Below are 16,152 nucleotides of genomic sequence, written 5' to 3'. Positions count from 1 at the left end.
GGCACTGGGTGCGTGGAGCGGCGCTCTGCCGCACTATGCGAGATGTCCCCCTCGGGCAGGGCGGCCGTGGCCCGCGCCGACCGGTTCCGCCCACATGGCCGCACCCCCGCACGCCCTCAGGAGTACCCATGGCCCACGCTCCCGCCTGCCCCTTCGACCACAGCGAACGACTGGCCTTCGACCCCTCCCTCGCACAGCTCATGGCGGACGGTCCGGTCACCCGCATCCGGCTGCCGTACGGCGAGGCCGAGGCGTGGCTGGTGACCAGCTTCGAGGGGGTCCGCCAGGTGACGACCGACCCGCGCTTCAGCCGGGCCGCCGTCGTCGGCCGCGACTACCCGCGGATGACTCCCGAGCCGATCGTCTCCCCGGAGTCGCTCAACGTGATGGACCCGCCGCGCAGCACCCGGCTGCGCCACGCCGCGGCCCGGGCCTTCACCCAGAGCAGCGTGAAGGGCATGACGCCGGCCATCGAGAGGGTGGCGCACCGGCTCGTGGACGAGATGGTCGAGAGCGGACCGCCGGCGGACCTGGCCCGCTGCCTGTCCGAGCCGCTGCCCAACCACACCATCTGCGCGCTGCTGGACGTACCGGCCGCCGACCGTCCCCTCATGCTGCGCCTCACGCAGCAGATGCTCACCACGGCGCCCGAGGCCAGGCAGGCGGCGGTCGCGGCCAAGCAGCAGCTGCGCGCCTACTTCACCGCGCTCGTCGCCGAACGCCGCAAGGACGGCGGCAGCGATCTCATCAGCACCATGGCGGCGTCCGAGCAGGGGGAGGAGCCGCTGAGCGACGACGAACTGGCCGTGCTGGCGCTGACGCTCATCCTCAGCGGCAACGACACGGCCACCTGCCAGATCAGCAACATCGCCTACACCCTGCTGACCCGGCCCGATCTGCGCGCCCTGGTCGAGGACGGCTCCGGACGGCTGCCCCGGCTGCTGGACGAACTCCTGCGGCACATCCCCTTCCGCAAGGGCGTCGGCATCCCGCGCGTCGCACTGGAGGACGTGAAGCTGGAGGGTGCGCTGATCCGCGCGGGTGACTTCGTCCACGTCTCCTACCTGGCGGCCAACCGGGACCCGGAGGTGTTCGAGGCACCCGACGTCATCGACGTCGACCGGGCGCCCCACCCGCACATGACGTTCGGCTGGGGCGGCCACCACTGCGTCGCCAGCACCCTCGCCGTCGCGGAACTGACAGTCGCCGTCGAGGTGCTGTTCACCCGCCTGCCCGGCCTGCGCCTGGCGGTCCCCGCCGAGGAGCTGACCTGGGACACCCGCACCATCCGCCGCTTCCCGGTGGAGCTGCCGGTCACGTGGTGACCGGCGCCGGGGGTGACGGCCCGGGCGGACCTGGCCGCACGGGTCGGCGCCCGCGGATGACAGGCAGGCTCGTATGAGACGACTGCGGTGATTCGTCCACGCCGGGAGGGGTACCTGCGCCGGGTACGACGTACGCGCACTCCCCGGAGGTACTCCCCATGGGCAAGCTGGGCGACATGATGAACAAGGCCAAGCAGATGGCCAAGGGTCATCCCGACCAGGCGGACAAGGGCGTCAGCGGCGCCGAGCGCATGGTCGACGAGCGGACGGGCAACAAGTACGACGCCCGGACCGACAAGGCCGCGGACACGGTGCGACGCTCCTACCGGGACGGCGGGACGTCGGAACACTGACCGGCCGCCTCGTCCTGCCGCCCCCGGCGCATCGCGCCGGGGGCGGCGGTACGCGTGCGGCTCCGGCCCGCACGACCGGCTGACGGCTCCCGCCGCTCCGCGCGGGGAGGGGCGGCGGCTCAGCGGGTGCTCGTGGGCTCCGTGGCCGGGGGGCCGTGGCGGCGCAGCCCGTCCATCAGGAGATCCAGCAGACGCGCCATCCGCGCGTGGTGCTCGGGGGTCGTGGCCGCCAGGGACAGGCCACTGAGACTGAAGAGCACGTCGTCCGGTTCGATGTCGGCGCGCACCAGGCCCGCCTCTCGCCCGGCGCCGAGCAGCTCCGTGATCGCGGCGGTGAGCATGGCCCTGCTCCGGGAGAAGGGATCGCCGCCGCCGGCGATCAGGGCGCGCAGTGCCTCCGACATCCCGCGCTTGGTGGTCATGTAGCGGACGAAGCCGTCCATCCAGGCCCGCAGCGCGGCGTCGGGCGCCTGGGTGCGCAGGAGCTCCGAGGCGGAGGCGCACAGTTTCTCCAGCTCGGTGCGGTAGACCGCCTCGACGAGCTCCTCCCGGGTGGCGAAGTGGCGGTACAGCGTGCCGATGCCCACCCCCGCCTCCTTGGCCACGGCTCCGAGCGTCACGTTCGTCCCGTCCTGGGCGAAGGCCCGTGCGGCCACCTCGATCAGTCGGTCGCGGTTGCGGCGCGCGTCCGCGCGCAGCGGCCGGGGGTCGGCGGTCACGACTCGTCCTCCTCTGGTTGCAAACGGAGCATCCTCCGCTTAGTCTTCAGGTATGCGGAGGCTCCTCCGGTTTCTACTCTACCGGCCGTGCCGGCCTTCGCGCCCTCATCAGGCATGCAGCCAGACGGGAACCACCATGAACTCCAGCACTTCCCCCGCACGTCTCACCACGCCGTTCGGAGCGGAGAGCACCGCCGCAGAGGTCGTCGAGGGCGTCGACCTCACCGGCCGCCGCGCCGTCGTCACCGGTGGCGCTTCCGGCATCGGCGTCGAGACCGTACGCGCCCTCGCCTCCGCGGGTGCGCAGGTCACGCTCGCCGTCCGGGACACCGGCGCCGGACAGCGCACCGCGCAGGACGTCACCGCCACCACCGGCAACAAGGACATTCACGTCGCAGCCCTGGACCTGGCCGACCAGGCCTCGGTCGCCGCGTTCGTCGCCGCCTGGGACGGACCCCTGCACATCCTGGTCAACAACGCCGGCGTGATGGCCTCACCGGAGCTGCGCACGCCGGAGGGCTGGGAGCTCCAGTTCGCCACCAACCACCTCGGGCACTTCGCCCTGGCCACCGGCCTGCACCCGGCCCTCGCCCGGGACGGCGGGGCCCGCGTCGTGGCCGTCAGCTCCAGCGCCCACCACCGCTCCGGCGTCGTCTTCGAGGACATCCACTTCCACGAACGCCCCTACGAACCCTGGTCGGCCTACGGTCAGTCGAAGACGGCGAACGTCCTGTTCGCGGTCGAGGCCGCTCAGCGCTGGGCGGCGGACGGCATCACCGTCAACGCGCTGATGCCCGGCGGGATCCGCACCAACCTCCAGCGCCACGTCTCCGAGGCGGAACTGGCCCGGCTCCGCGCCCGGGCGGCAGGGGGCGCGGAGCTGCGCTGGAAGACGACGGAGCAGGGTGCGGCGACCTCCGTGCTGCTGGCCGCCTCGCCGCTGCTGGACGGTGTCAGCGGCCGCTACTTCGAGGACTGCAACGAGGCGGTCCGCGGAGAGCTGGGCGCCCGCAACGGTGTGGCGGACCACGCGCTCGACCCGGAGGCGGCCGCCCGGCTCTGGCAGGTGTCCCGGGAAGCCCTGGGCACGCACGACTGACCGCCTGGGGGTGCGACGGGGAGGGACTGTCGCGAGACACCCACACCCCGAGCGAGTGCCCTTGCAATCGGCGACCCGGTCTACCTCACCGGCCCGGCTACCGGCTGCCACAGCCTGTCAACTGTGCCGGTGGCGTCCTCGGTACCAGAGGGCGCCGACCGTCGCGGACGCGGCGGCCAGGGTGATGCCCAGGACCGGCCAGCGGCTGTCGGCGATGCGCAGGCCGGTCAGGAAGGTCATGGCGATCAGGGCGACCGGGACGAGGAGCGAGAGGACCGCGCGGAGCGTGGCCGCGATGACGTCCGGTTCGAGGCGGGGGGTCCGCCGGCGGGGGCGTTGCGGGGTGTCGGCGAAGTAGTAGGCGAGGGCGCGCTCTGCCAGTCGGGTGTCGGCGCGGTGGTAGGTCGCCGCCATGTACGGAAGCCAGACGAGAGGAGCGACCATCCCCACCAGAAGGACCACGCAGAGGAGTGACCACCGCCAAGCCTGAACGGCGATCCGGCCCACCCGGCCCACGGACCGGTCCGCATCACGACTCCCGTCGTCCGGCGTGAGGATCCCGAGCAGGCGGGCCATGCGCAGGGTCACGTTCCACAGGGTCACCCATCGCTTCCAGCGGGCGGGTGCGCCGGTGACGCTTCCGGTGCGGGTGAGCGCGTGCTGCGCCTGCCGGGTGTCCTCGTAGACGCCCTGGAGTACGAGGAGCTCGGCGGCGCGCGGGCCCGCCGTGGGGTCGCGGCCGTCCAGCGCGGCCAACTCCAGGACCGTACGCGCCTGGCGGAGCAGCGCCGCGCAGAACGCGACGGGGATGAGCACGAGGAACGGGCCGCCCACGAGGGCTCCCTCCGACACGACGGCCCGGCGGCCGCGGGTGATCACCCGGGCCCGCAGCTCCGCCTCGGTGGCGGTGGGGTGATTCCGCCGGAGTGCGGCGACGGATTCGGACACGGCCGGACCGACACGGCGGACCGCGAAGTCGGCGAGGACCTCGGGGAGGTGCCCGGGATCGCTCACGACCGACGCCAGCAGCGAGCGCTCAGGGGAGGGCTCCTTCCGGGAACCTCCCGTTCTGGTTCTCGCCCTGTGCGGCATGAATCGTCCCTGCCTCGGTGCGCTTCCGTGCCGGTTCGGCGAGGCGCTGCCTGCGCGCTGAGCCGTGGGCCGTCCCGGCAACCGCACGCCGCTGGCTGCGGCGACGCCAGTTCAAGCACACCACTCCGGAGCCGCGCTCGCGCCCGCCGTCGTCCAGCGCCCGCCTGGCGGCCGGGCCGGCCGCCAGGCCGCGCCCGGTGATTGCTCGCCCTGTCGCTGTCGCTGTCGCTGTCGCTGTCGCTGTCGCTGTCGCTGTCGATGGCCCGGTCAGGGGACTTGCGATCGTCTGAGTGAGGGCACGCCGACGTGGCCGGGGCCGGGAGGGGTAGGCCACTTGTCATGAAAGCACTGGTGATCAACTGCACGCTCAAGAAGTCGCCCGATGCCTCCAACACCGCCGCGCTGGCCGAGGTGGTCGGGAAGTGGCTTGAGGACAACGGGGGTGTGGAGGTGGAGCACCTTCGCGCTGTCGATCTCGACCTGCACCCCGCTGTGGTGAGTGAGGCGGTGGCCGAGGGCGATCAGTGGCCGGCCGTCCACGCCAAGCTGCTGCAGGCGCAGATCCTGGTGATCGCGTCCCCGACCTGGCTGGGGCGGCCTTCGTCGGTGGCCCAGCGCGTCCTGGAACGGATGGACGCGATGCTGTCCGAGAGGGACGACGAGGGCCGTCCCGTCGCCTACAACCGGGTCGCGGGTGTGGTCGTCACCGGCAACGAGGACGGCGCCCACCACGTGATCAGCGAGATCAACGGTGCGCTGTGCGACATCGGCTACACCATCCCGGGCCAGTCGTGGACGTACTGGCACCTCGGCCCCGGCCCGGGCCCGGACTACCTCGACGACGACCGCGGCCACGAGTGGGCGCACAAGACCGGCCGGGCCATGGCGGCCAACCTGTACGGCACCGCACGGGCCCTGGCCGCGCACCCTGTGGGGGCGCCACCGCAGTGATCGTCCGGCACGGGCCTGGTCGCACTGCGCCGCCCTGCTTTTGCTGGCAGGGCTGGCCCGGGTCGTGCCGCTGGGAGGCGACTGTCACGGGGGAGCGTTACACACGGGACTCCAGGCGATGGGCGCAGGCGCTGAGATGACGGCGCTCCGGAGCGCTGGTCGTGCGGCGGGCGGCCTCGCGGGAGGAGGCCGCCGCGGCCTCGTGTTCGCCGAGGAGTGCAAGGAATGGGCGCGAGTGGCGAGCAGGCACGCCGACGCACGCAAGTGATCCACCTGCCACCTGGCTCCACACCGGCGTTGCCCCGGCGCCGGCGAAGTGCTTTGCCGGGGCGGTGGCACGACTTCAGCCGCCGACGTGGATGCCGGGGCGGCGGTCGGGGTCGGGTTCGTGGCTGCGGATGATCTCGCGGGTGACGGGGGCGGTGTCGCCGCGGCCGAGGAGGAAGTAGCGGAACATGTGCTTCAGCGGGCTTCCTTCGGCCCAGGCGAAGTAGCAGTGCGGTCGCACCCCGGTGGCGTCGCGCAGGGCGAGCAGGATCGCGGCGATGGCATTGGGCGCGGCCGGCGCCTGGGCGCGCAGGATGCGGTGGCCGCCGACTTCGACGCCGTGGACGGTGAGGGTCTCGCTGAAGTCGGACGGGTCGACCACGTCGATCTCCAGGAAGAGCACGTCGGCGAAGCCGGGGACCGGATTGGTGCCGCGCTGCTCGCGTTCCTTGGCGGCGTATTCGGCTTCGTCCCCGGCCTGGCGGCGGTTGGCGACGATGTTGATGGACCGGTCGTGGGCGAGGGTGTCGGCGATGAACCGGCGTGCGGTCTCGTCGAAGACCAGGCGGTCGGCGCGCAGCTCGGTGGTGCGTGCGACACGGGAGATCAGCGAGACGATGACGATGCCGAGGATGAAGAAGCCTGAGATGGCGATGCCGTCCGGCTTGTCGATGATGTTGGCGCCCAGGGCGTAGAGGAGCACGGCGGTGAGCAGGCCGAAGCCTACGGTGGCCGCGCGCCGCCGGCTGCGGGCGACGAAGACGGTCACGGCGAAGGCCCCGGAGACCATCATGGCCAGGATCCCGGTGGCGTAGGCACCGGCCTGGGCATCGACGTCGGCATCGAACCCGATGGTGATCACCACGCACAGCGCGGTGTAGACGAGGACGACCGGGCGCACGGCGCGTCCCCACTCGGGGGCCATGCCGTATCCGGGCAGATAGCGGGGAACGATGTTGATCAATCCGGCCATCGCGGACGCACCGGCGAACCACAGAATGAGGATGGTGCTGATGTCGTAGACCGTGCCGAACGCTTCTCCGACGTGCTCGTGGGCCAGCCACGCCAGCGCGCGGCCGTTGGCCGCGCCGCCCGGCTCGAACTCGTCGTGGGGGATGAGCACGGTGGTGACGAAGCTGGCGGACAGCAGGTAGACGCTCATGATCAGCGCAGCGGTGGTCAGCAGCCGGCGGGCGTTGCGGATCCGCACACGCAGGCGCTGTTCGTCGTCGGTGCCCTTGGCCGCGATCAGCGGCATCATGGACACGCCGGTCTCGAAACCGGACAGGCCCAGCACCAGCAGCGGGAAAGCCAGCAGTGCCGGGCCGGCAATGTCACCGAAGCCGCCCCCGCCGTCGGCGAGCGCGTCGGTCCAGGCCGACAGCGCGCCGTCGGTGGTGAACACGTGGGCCATGCCGATGGCGATGACGACGGCGTTCAGCACCAGGAACACGGCGACCAGCGGGATGGCCACGCTGACGGCCTCGCTGAACCCCAGCAGGAAGACACCACCCAGAACCAGCAGGAGCGCCACGGTCAAGGCGACCTCGTGCCCGTGCAGCGCGGCGGGGAAGAAGGGGTTCTCCACGACGTGCACCGAGGCATCCGCCGTCGACAGGGTGATGGTGATGATCCAGGAGGTGGCGACGAACCCGAGCAGGACCAGCACGAACAGCTTGCCCCACCAGAACGGCAACAAGTCTTCGAGCATCGCCACCGACCCGGCCCCGTGCGGGCTCTGTCTGGCCACCTTGCGGTACATCGGCAGCATCCCCAGCAGCGTCAACGCCACGATCAGCAGCGTCGCCAGCGGCGACACCGCCCCCGCCGCCAGCGCGGCGATCGCCGGCACGTAGGCCAGGCTGGAGAAGTAGTCGACGCCGGTCAGGCACATCACCTTCCACCAGGCATGGGGCTCGGCATGACTCTCACCGGCCGCCGGCCCCACGGGCTGGACCTGATGCCGCAACAGCCATCGCGCCGCCTTGCCCGTCGGCTGCGCCCGCAAAGCGGGGCTGTCCACCACCTCCGGTATCACCGACTGATCTGCACTGCCCATGTCCCCCACGCCCTTCCCTGCCTGTCCATCGGATGCGTCGCGGAAGCCGTCGCTGGACGCCGCCGCAACGATCACCGAGTATGCGTCCTTGCGATCACGCCACTAAGTACCCGGGGTGCCCTCGATCAGCGGGTTGCCTCAGGCGATCACTCGCTGGAACAAGCAAGCTGTCGCCGCAGCGCGCGCAGGTCCCCCGGGACGAGTGGTCGTGTCGTCAGCCGGGTGGGCGCGGCGTCGCGGGGTACAACGGTTGTGGCTGGTGCGCGTGCACCGAGCCGGAGCATGCCCGGACGGAGGGCTGCTCCCGGGTATGGACGAAGGATCGATCAGTATGGCCAGCGGCACCGTGAAGTGGTTCAACGCAGAAAAGGGCTTCGGCTTCATCGAGCAGGACGGCGGAGGCCCCGACGTCTTCGCGCATTACTCCGAGATCCAGGGCGGTGGATTCCGCGAGCTGACCGAAGGCGAACACGTCACCTTCGACATCGGCCAGGGCCAGAAGGGCCCTCAGGCCCAGAACATCGTCCGAGGCTGACCGGCTGCACAAAGGAGAGCGAGGTGGCTGTCCCACCCGGCAGCCGCCTCGCTCACGGCGGCGGCCGTCTCAGTCGTGCGGGGCCTGTCCGCTCACTCGGTGGTCCGCGTGACTGAGCGCCTCCACCACCAGCCGCCGAAGGTGGCCGTCGCGCAGGCTGTAGTAGACGTGCCGCCCTTCGCGCCGGCTCTCGACCAGGCCCGCGAGCCGCAACTTCGCCAGGTGCTGGCTCACCGCTGTCCGGGATGCCTGGCAGCGTTCGGTCAGGGACCCGACGTCGGACTCGCCCTGCGCGATCAGCCAGAGCAGATGCAGGCGGGTGGCGTCGGCAAGCATCGCGAACACTGCGGTCGCCTCTGCGAGACGTGCGCTGTCGGGCGGTCGTAGATGCGCACCCGGAGCAGTCGGCAGGGACTCGCGAGCAGCCATGCCCACAGCGTAGAGGCCTGGACGCGCCCTCACAGCCACACGGCGCCCAGCCTCCGCGCGCGACATGTGCGCGCGTGCGCACGTATGGATACAGTGAAGGGCAGTTGCCTGCCTCCCCGACCTGCCCAGGGATTGCCGCATGCTGTCCGTCCTGCGCAACCGCACCTACCGGCACCTGTTCACCGCCCAGGTGATCGCCCTGGTCGGCACCGGCTTGGCCACCATCGCGCTCGGCCTGCTGGCCTACGACATCGCCGGCGCCGACGCCGGCTCCGTCCTCGGCACCGCCCTCGCCCTCAAGATGGTGGCCTACGTGGCCATCGCCCCTGCCGCCGGAGCGGTCGCCGACCGGCTGCCCCGCCGCACACTGATGGTCGGCACGGACCTCACCCGGGCCGCGGTGGCCCTGACTCTGCCGTTCGTGACCCAGGTATGGCAGGTCTACGTCCTGATCTTCCTGCTGCAGTCGGCCTCGGCCTTGTTCACACCGACGTTCCAGGCCGTCATCCCGGACGTCCTGCCCGATGAGCGCGACTACACGCGGGCGCTGTCGCTCTCTCGCCTCGCCTACGACACCGAGAGCCTGTTCAGCCCGGCCCTGGCCGCCGCGCTGCTGTCGCTGATGACCTACAACTGGCTGTTCCTGGGAACCGTCGCAGGCTTCCTGGCCTCGGCGACTCTCGTCCTGTCCGCCATGCTGCCCAAGCACGTAAGCCCGGAGCCGAACGACACGGGCGCACACGCCAAAGCCACCGCAGGCATAGGCCAGTTCCTCGCCACCCCCCGCTTGCGCGCCCTGCTGGCCCTCGACCTCGCCGTCGCAGCAGCGGGCGCCATGGTCACCGTCAACACCGTCGTACTCGTCCGGGACGAACTCAACCGCAGCACGGCCGACGTGTCACTCGCCCTCGGCGCATACGGCGCAGGCTCGACGGCCCTCGCTCTCCTGCTTCCCCGCGCTCTCGACCGGATCTCCGACCGCACGGTGATGCTGTGCAGCGCACTGCTGCTCACCCCCCTCTTCACGGCACTTGCCGTCCTGACCGCAACCGGCAGTGGCACGTGGCGCTGGCCCGCCCTCCTGTCGATCTGGGCAGCCTTCGGTGCCGCCAGTTCGATGGTGCTCACTCCGACCGGCCGCCTCCTTCGCCGCTCCGCACCACCCGAGAAGCGCACCGCCGTGTTCGCCGCGCAGTTCTCCCTCTCGCACAGCTGCTGGCTGCTGACCTATCCCACGGCCGGTTGGCTCGGAGCCGTAGCCGGCCTGCAGACTGCCGTCATCGCCCTCGGCCTGACGGCTCTCACCGCCGCACTCCTGGCCGTACGCCTCTGGCCGTCCCGGGAGCCGGGCGCCGTGGAGCACGAGCACAACGACCTGCACGCCGGCCATCCGCACGTCGTGGGCGCCCTGCGCACACCGGGAGGGTGGCGGCACAGCCACCACCTGCCGGCCGACGGGCTTCACCTCTGAGAACAGTCACCCTGACTGTCTGAAGGCCGCGGCATCCAGCAGGGGCATGCCCTGAAGGGATATCCCTGAGAAGACGCCGGCGCGCACAGCAGGGAGGCGACAGTCGAGCACACCGACGTGGCCACGGACCAACAATCACCCGGAAAGGTGGGTAAACGGTCGATCGGGGGCGACTCGGTGTGGTGAGGGGTTGGACAGACAGCCTCTCGGGTTCTTCGTCGGCCCGGGAGGCCGACGAAGAACCCTCAGGCGCACCTTGGACGTCGTTTCCGTCTGGCTGACGACGGCCTGCACATCGCTCAGCAGGGGGTGACTTCGGGGTCGAGCGGGGGCAGCGCCCAGGATTCCAGCGAGCCGTCGCAGAGTTCGGCGAGGAACTGGACGGCACCACCCTCGTAATGCCACCAGCCGCCGTTGCGAGAGGCGATGGTGACGAGCCACTGCTGCGGGGTGTTCCCAGTCGTACTCCACAGGAACTTGTCGCCCTCGTTGGACTCCGCCCATGGCAGGAGGCCGCCCGTTGCCGGATGGGGGCGCAGGCCGATGGACATGTCGGCCTGCCACCACGCGTGGATGACCCCTTCGAGGTCGGAGCGGATACCGCGGAGCTGGTGGTGCTCTCCGCCCGGTTCAGGCAGGCCGACGAGGAGGAAGTCTCCGAGGGCGAAGGTCGGGTACCACTCGGCGAGGCGCTTGTAGTCGGCGGGTAGCGCGGTGCCCAGGCCGTCTTCGAGCAAGGCCCAGTCGAGGACCGCGGGCTCTGATCGGCGGTGCTCGGCCAGTCCAGGCACAGCACGTTCCAGTGCCGCGATCGCCTCTTCCGGCTCTGTGATGCGGCGCATCGGTCTCTGTGTGCCGATCAGATCGTCCGTCATGGCGTGCAGCGTGCCAGACCTGTCTGACATCAACGCCACTGATGCCGTCCGGCCTGTGGCGGAGACCACCGTGCCCCTACCAGGCAGGTCGTGAGGAACGCTGGGCCGGCCGGTGGTGCCCGTCGGGCTGTGCTGGGCTTCACAAGACCTCCCCCGGGTGAGCAGTCGTGGTGCCCGGCGCTGCTGTGCGACGGTGAACAGACAGCGAGACTGACCGGGCACCCGGTCCTTCGGGCTGAGTCGGGCGTTGCCCCCATCCCGGGCACCCGGCCCCCGCCCTCGCCGCACACCCCACAGGGGGTGTCGCCGATGGGCTCACGACCCCCGGAAAGGGGGCATCCTGCATGAACATCACCACCACCATCGACGGGACCAGCGCAACGATCGCCGCCCACGGGGACATCGACTTCGACACCCTGCCCCCACTGCGCGCCGCGGCCGCCGCCCTGCCGCCGCACATCAGGGACCTGCAGTGGGATCTGACCGGCACCGCCTTCATGGACGTCGCCGGCCTGCACCTGCTCTTCCGCGCCACCGCTAACAGCCCCGACTGCCGCACCACCGTAACGGGACTGCGCCCCCAGCCGCTGTGGCTGCTGCTCAGGGCCGCCGACGCGGACCCGGCCACTTTCGACCTGTCCCGGCTGCTGCCCGACGTCCCTCCGCCCGGCTTCCGGCCCGCGACCGCCTGAACCCCCCCTCGGCCCGGCCGGACCAAGCCACCAGCGCGCGTTCGCCCGGTCATGCGTACGGCTTACACCAGAGTGCACCGGCGGTCCCGGCCTCTTGCTGGAGTGCCTGTTTCCAGTTACATCCGTAACACCCTCCGCGTGCCACTAGTGACCCCGAAACCGAGGACCTCAGGTGGGCCCCCGGGGAGCAGGGCGGCCGGGTGTCGTCGACTCGATTGTTACGGGCGTATCATTCCTCTGTGAGTGATGGCGAGGTGAACGAGCCGGTCTCGGCGCGGGCCGAGGACGCCTGGCTGATGGTGGCGGTGAGCACCGCAGGGGCGGCCGACTCCCTGCGGGTGCATGTGTGGCGCAAGCTGCGCGGACTCGGAGCGGTGTACATGCAGCAGTCGGTCTGCCTGCTGCCCGACCGTCCACCGGTCGCGGGCGCCGTGCGCAGACTGGTGGAGAAGGTCCGCACCGAGGGCGGTACCGCCCGCCTGCTGCACCTGACCCTGACCGACCCGGTCGAACGCGGCGAGCTGATCGGCGCATTCCGCGCCTCCGTCACCGCCGAGTACGCCGAGGTCCTGGAACGCCTCCCGGCGTTCTTCGCCGAGATCGAAGCCGAGACGGCCAAGGGCCGCACCACCTTCGCCGAGGTCGAGGAGTCCGAGGCGGACCTGGCACGCTTCGAGGCGTGGGTCGCCAAGATCGCGGTCCGTGACTACTTCGCCGCGCCGATCGGCTCCGAGGTCCGCGCCGAGCTGGAGCGTGCCCGTACCGCGATGAAGGCGTTCGAGGCCGCTGCCCTCGCCGCCGACACCGACGACAGCAGCACGGCGCGCGGCCGAGTCCGGCTGCGCGCCGTCACCGGCGAAGGACACGGGTCGTGAACATCTGGTGGTCCACGGCTCTCGCCGTGGTCGGCGGGCTGCTGCTGCTCTGGCTGCTCGCCCTCGCAGCCCTCGCCGTCGTCCGCCCGCGCGGGAACCTGCTGACCGAGGCGATCCGGCTGCTGCCCGACCTGCTGCGGCTCGTCCACCGCCTGGCCCGCGACCAGGCCCTGCCGCGCGGCGTGCGCCTCCGGCTGTGGCTGCTGCTCGGCTACCTGGCCATGCCGATCGACCTCGTGCCCGACTTCGTCCCCGTCCTCGGCTACGCGGACGACGCCATCATGGTCGCCGCCGTCCTGCGCTCCGTCGTCCGCCACGCCGGGCCCGAAGCCCTGGCGCGGCACTGGCCCGGCACCGATGACGGGCTCACCGCCGTACGCCGCCTTGCCGGCCTGGCGGCCGCCCCCACCTGAGGAACACGGCTCGCAGGACGCCCCCGAAGGCGACCGTCGCCGTGTTCGGCACCGCCGCGCCGGCGGCGTGGTCCAGGGGCGGGGCGCTGCTATCGGTGATCACGGTGGCCCTTGGTTCCAGCGGCCCCCGGCATCGAGGAGGACTGGACGGCCGGCGGCGATGGCTGCCGGGTCCCGCGGGGTGCAGAAGTGGAGCACCGCGGACTCGACCCCGGCAGCGCACGGGGGCCTTGGAGGACGGTATGCCGGTCCGCGGCGCCCGTGTGCGCTCAGGCGGCACAGACCGACCGTCGCGCGGACCTGCGGACGGCATGAAGTCGAGGCCCTGCAGGACGAGTCGAGGCGTCAGGACGACTCGCGCACCACCAGTTCCGTCGGCAGCGTGATCTGCTGCCGGTCCGCACCGTGCTGCGTGATGTCGGTCAGGATGCGGGCCATCGTCCGGCCCAGTTCCTCCACGGGTTGACGCACCGTCGTCAGTGGCGGGTTGGTGTGACGGGCGAGCACGGAGTCCTCGAACCCGACGACCGCGACGTCCTCCGGCACCCGTCTCTTCCAGCGGCGCAGTTCGGCCAGAGCGCCGACCGCCATGAGGTCGGAGGCCACGAAGACGGCGTCCAGGTCGGGGGCGCGTTCAAGAAGCGAACGCATGGCGACAGCACCCCCCTCCTCAGTGAAGTCGCCCTTCTCGACGAGGAACTCGGACGGGGCGACCCCTGCCTCGCGGTGGGCGTCGCGCCAGCCTGCGAGCCGGCTGCGGCCGACGTCCATGTCCAGGGGACCGGTGATCGTGGCCACCCGGCGCCGTCCGCGGTCCAGCAGATGCCGCACGGCGACGGCGGCGCCGCCCGCGTTGTCGGCGTTGACGTAGCTCAACTGCTCACCCGCGTCCCGGCGTCCGGCCAGGACGGTGGGCAGGCCCATCTCCTCCAGCATGCCCGGCAGCCGGTCCCCGGAGTGCACGGACACCAGCAGCACACCGTCCACGCGGCGGGTCGCCACCGACTCGGTCAGCTGGTCGCGTTCCGCCTCGTCGCGGACGAGCATCAGCTGCAGCTGGGTGCGGCTCTCCGCGCAGGCGCCGCTGACGCCGCGGATGATCGCGGCGAAGAACGGCTCCGAGCCGAGCCGGCTCTCGGACTCGGGGATCACCAGGGCCACGGCGTCGGTGCGGTTGGTCACCAGGCCCCGGGCGACGGAGTTGGGGACGTAGTTCAGTTCCTTGATCGCCGCGAGTACCCGGGCGCGCGCATCGGCACTGACCAGGTCCGAGCCGTTGACGACACGGGAGACCGTCGTGCGGCCCACGCCGGCGCGGGCGGCGACCGTTTTGATCGTGGGACGGCGGTTGCCGGTCATGTGCTCCCCCCTCGCGCCGCGGCGGCAGGCCCTGCCGCGGAGGTGACCTGCGCAATTCTTGCAGATCCGGCCGTCGCTGTGGCCCTGCCCGATCAATGGGGTCCGGGCCGCACCTCCCCCCGGCGAATCGACGAGTTCGTGTTCAAGTCATTGACAGATCGGTCCGCTCCTACGAGTCTTCGTTGCGCCGGTGGGAACGTGCCCACCCAGAAGTGGGCACGTTCCCACTCCTGCAAAGCATCCCAAAACTCATCACCCACGGCTCTGCCGTGGCCTGCGCGGATCCGTCGCCGTCGACGGTTCGGCGCCGTCGCTAGGAGGAGACCCATGAGCACTTCCGGTTCGTTGCGCAGAAAGGCGGTGGCGGCGGCCGCGACCGCCGGCGCGCTGGCGCTCGTGGTCGGCTGCGGCGGCAGCGACGACTCCGCCACCGGCGGCGGCAAGAAGAACGGCAAGGTCACCATCACCATGGGCCTGTACGGGGTGATGGGCCTCAAGGAGACGGGCCTTCTCGAGCAGTACGAGAAGGAGAACCCCGACGTCGACATCAAGGCCGAGATCGCCGGCGACGAGCAGACGTACTACACCGCCCTGCAGACCCGGCTCGCCGCCGGCAAGGGCCTGAAGGACATCCAGGGCATCGAGATCGGCCGGGCGAAGGAGATCACCGACACCCAGTCGGACAAGTTCGCCGACTTCGGCGACATGTCGGGCACCGACCACTTCCTGCCGTGGAAGCAGTCGCAGATCAGCACCGCCGACGGCAAGGTGCTCGGCCTCGGCACGGACATCGGGCCGATGGCGGTCTGCTACCGCAAGGACTACTTCGAGAAGGCCGGCCTGCCCACCGACCGCGAGGAAGTCGCGAAGCTCTGGGAGGGCGACTGGAAGAAGTACGTCGAGGTCGGCCGCACCTTCAAGAAGGACTTCAAGGGTGACCGCGTCGCCTACATGGACGCGGCCAGCGGCCTGTTCAACGCCATGATCTACGGCAACTCCGAGCAGTTCTACGACGAGAAGGGTGAGCTGATCTACGACAGCAACCCGGTCGTCAAGGACGCCTGGGGCCTTGCCGCCGACGCGGCGGAGGACGGCCTGACGGCCAAGCTCCGCCAGTTCCAGCCGGGTTGGGACCCGGGTCTGGCCAACGGCACTTTCGCCACGGCCGTGTGCCCCGCCTGGATGCTGAGCCACATCAGCGAGAAGGCCGGACCGGCGAACAAGGGCAAGTGGGACGTGGCCAAGGCCCCCAAGGGCGCCAACTGGGGCGGGTCCTTCCTGGGTGTCGTCGAGCAGAGCCCGGTCAAGGAGGAGGCCAAGAAGCTCGTCGCCTGGCTGACCGCCCCCGCGCAGCAGGCGCACATCTTCAAGGAGATCGGCAACATCCCGTCCTCGCGCCAGGCGCTGGACAGCCCCGAGGTCAAGAACGCCGAGTCGGAGTACTTCAGCGGCGCGCCCATCGGGCAGATCTTCGGCGCCGCGGCCCAGGAGATCCCCGACAAGCAGGTCCTCGGCCGCAAGGACGGCACGATCAAGGACACCTTCTCCCAGGGCCTGACGCTGATCGAGCAGCAGGGCACGGCGCGGGACAAGGCGTGGGAGACCACCGCGGAGCGCATCGAGAAGGCGGTCGGCTGA

16 protein-coding genes are annotated in these 16,152 nt (G+C 71.0%); 10 read left to right on the top strand and 6 right to left on the bottom strand.

The features are described 5' to 3' along the window. Positions 1 to 128: 128 nt before the first annotated feature. Positions 129 to 1,325: a cytochrome P450 gene (locus tag ACFYWG_RS02070; RefSeq protein ID WP_389198707.1), complete on the top strand. Its 1,197-nt coding sequence runs from the start codon at positions 129 to 131 to the stop codon at positions 1,323 to 1,325. Between the two features lie 158 nt (positions 1,326 to 1,483). Next, a complete protein-coding gene (locus tag ACFYWG_RS02065; protein WP_376327729.1) occupies positions 1,484 to 1,678 on the top strand; it encodes an antitoxin in 195 nt (64 codons plus the stop codon). 119 nt (positions 1,679 to 1,797) lie between these two features. On the opposite strand, the gene ACFYWG_RS02060 is transcribed toward ACFYWG_RS02065, so the two are convergent. Then, a complete protein-coding gene (locus tag ACFYWG_RS02060; RefSeq protein WP_383510154.1) occupies positions 1,798 to 2,397 on the bottom strand; it encodes a TetR/AcrR family transcriptional regulator in 600 nt (199 codons plus the stop codon). A gap of 136 nt (positions 2,398 to 2,533) precedes the next feature. Here ACFYWG_RS02060 and ACFYWG_RS02055 point away from each other — a divergent pair, with 136 nt between their 5' ends. Beyond that, entirely contained in the window at positions 2,534 to 3,496 is a 963-nt protein-coding gene (locus tag ACFYWG_RS02055; RefSeq protein ID WP_389198705.1) for an SDR family NAD(P)-dependent oxidoreductase, read from the top strand. A gap of 117 nt (positions 3,497 to 3,613) precedes the next feature. Here ACFYWG_RS02055 and ACFYWG_RS02050 read toward each other — a convergent pair whose 3' ends face one another. Beyond that, complete coding sequence (locus ACFYWG_RS02050; protein WP_383510160.1) at positions 3,614 to 4,510, bottom strand: hypothetical protein; 897 nt, start codon at positions 4,508 to 4,510, stop codon at positions 3,614 to 3,616. A gap of 417 nt (positions 4,511 to 4,927) precedes the next feature. On the opposite strand from ACFYWG_RS02050, the gene ACFYWG_RS02045 reads away from it, so the two are divergent. Then, complete coding sequence (locus ACFYWG_RS02045; RefSeq protein ID WP_383510163.1) at positions 4,928 to 5,539, top strand: flavodoxin family protein; 612 nt, start codon at positions 4,928 to 4,930, stop codon at positions 5,537 to 5,539. Positions 5,540 to 5,882: 343 nt separating this feature from the next. Here the strand turns inward: ACFYWG_RS02045 and ACFYWG_RS02040 are convergent, their stop codons facing one another. Next, entirely contained in the window at positions 5,883 to 7,865 is a 1,983-nt protein-coding gene (locus ACFYWG_RS02040; RefSeq protein ID WP_385413727.1) for an amino acid transporter, read from the bottom strand. Between the two features lie 331 nt (positions 7,866 to 8,196). Here ACFYWG_RS02040 and ACFYWG_RS02035 point away from each other — a divergent pair, with 331 nt between their 5' ends. Next, a complete protein-coding gene (locus tag ACFYWG_RS02035; RefSeq protein ID WP_376327720.1) occupies positions 8,197 to 8,400 on the top strand; it encodes a cold-shock protein in 204 nt (67 codons plus the stop codon). 69 nt (positions 8,401 to 8,469) lie between these two features. On the opposite strand, the gene ACFYWG_RS02030 is transcribed toward ACFYWG_RS02035, so the two are convergent. Next, positions 8,470 to 8,829, bottom strand: coding sequence for an ArsR/SmtB family transcription factor (locus tag ACFYWG_RS02030; RefSeq protein ID WP_389198700.1), 360 nt, complete (start codon positions 8,827 to 8,829; stop codon positions 8,470 to 8,472). Between the two features lie 139 nt (positions 8,830 to 8,968). On the opposite strand from ACFYWG_RS02030, the gene ACFYWG_RS02025 reads away from it, so the two are divergent. Beyond that, a complete protein-coding gene (locus ACFYWG_RS02025; RefSeq protein WP_389198698.1) occupies positions 8,969 to 10,300 on the top strand; it encodes an MFS transporter in 1,332 nt (443 codons plus the stop codon). 299 nt (positions 10,301 to 10,599) lie between these two features. Here ACFYWG_RS02025 and ACFYWG_RS02020 read toward each other — a convergent pair whose 3' ends face one another. Further along, positions 10,600 to 11,175, bottom strand: a complete 576-nt coding sequence (locus ACFYWG_RS02020) for an SMI1/KNR4 family protein (RefSeq protein ID WP_389198696.1) — start codon at positions 11,173 to 11,175, stop codon at positions 10,600 to 10,602. A 344-nt stretch (positions 11,176 to 11,519) separates the two neighbouring features. Here ACFYWG_RS02020 and ACFYWG_RS02015 point away from each other — a divergent pair, with 344 nt between their 5' ends. From ACFYWG_RS02015 to ACFYWG_RS02005, 3 genes are all read left to right on the top strand, one after another. After that, on the top strand, positions 11,520 to 11,867 hold the full coding sequence (locus tag ACFYWG_RS02015) for an STAS domain-containing protein (protein ID WP_389198694.1): 348 nt from the start codon (positions 11,520 to 11,522) through the stop codon (positions 11,865 to 11,867). Positions 11,868 to 12,106: 239 nt separating this feature from the next. Further along, positions 12,107 to 12,742, top strand: a complete 636-nt coding sequence (locus ACFYWG_RS02010) for a Chromate resistance protein ChrB (RefSeq protein WP_383686345.1) — start codon at positions 12,107 to 12,109, stop codon at positions 12,740 to 12,742. Then, positions 12,739 to 13,155: a YkvA family protein gene (locus tag ACFYWG_RS02005; protein ID WP_383511894.1), complete on the top strand. Its 417-nt coding sequence runs from the start codon at positions 12,739 to 12,741 to the stop codon at positions 13,153 to 13,155. Before ACFYWG_RS02010 ends, ACFYWG_RS02005 begins: the two co-directional genes overlap by 4 nt. 345 nt (positions 13,156 to 13,500) lie before the next feature. On the opposite strand, the gene ACFYWG_RS02000 is transcribed toward ACFYWG_RS02005, so the two are convergent. Continuing rightward, entirely contained in the window at positions 13,501 to 14,514 is a 1,014-nt protein-coding gene (locus ACFYWG_RS02000) for a LacI family DNA-binding transcriptional regulator (protein WP_383511896.1), read from the bottom strand. A 327-nt stretch (positions 14,515 to 14,841) separates the two neighbouring features. On the opposite strand from ACFYWG_RS02000, the gene ACFYWG_RS01995 reads away from it, so the two are divergent. After that, complete coding sequence (locus tag ACFYWG_RS01995) at positions 14,842 to 16,152, top strand: ABC transporter substrate-binding protein (RefSeq protein ID WP_376327708.1); 1,311 nt, start codon at positions 14,842 to 14,844, stop codon at positions 16,150 to 16,152.

Origin of the sequence: Streptomyces sp. NPDC003456 (assembly GCF_042878735.1) — a bacterium.
Classification (GTDB): Bacteria; Actinomycetota; Actinomycetes; order Streptomycetales; family Streptomycetaceae; genus Streptomyces.
This window is presented reverse-complemented; position numbering and strand designations above follow the sequence as displayed.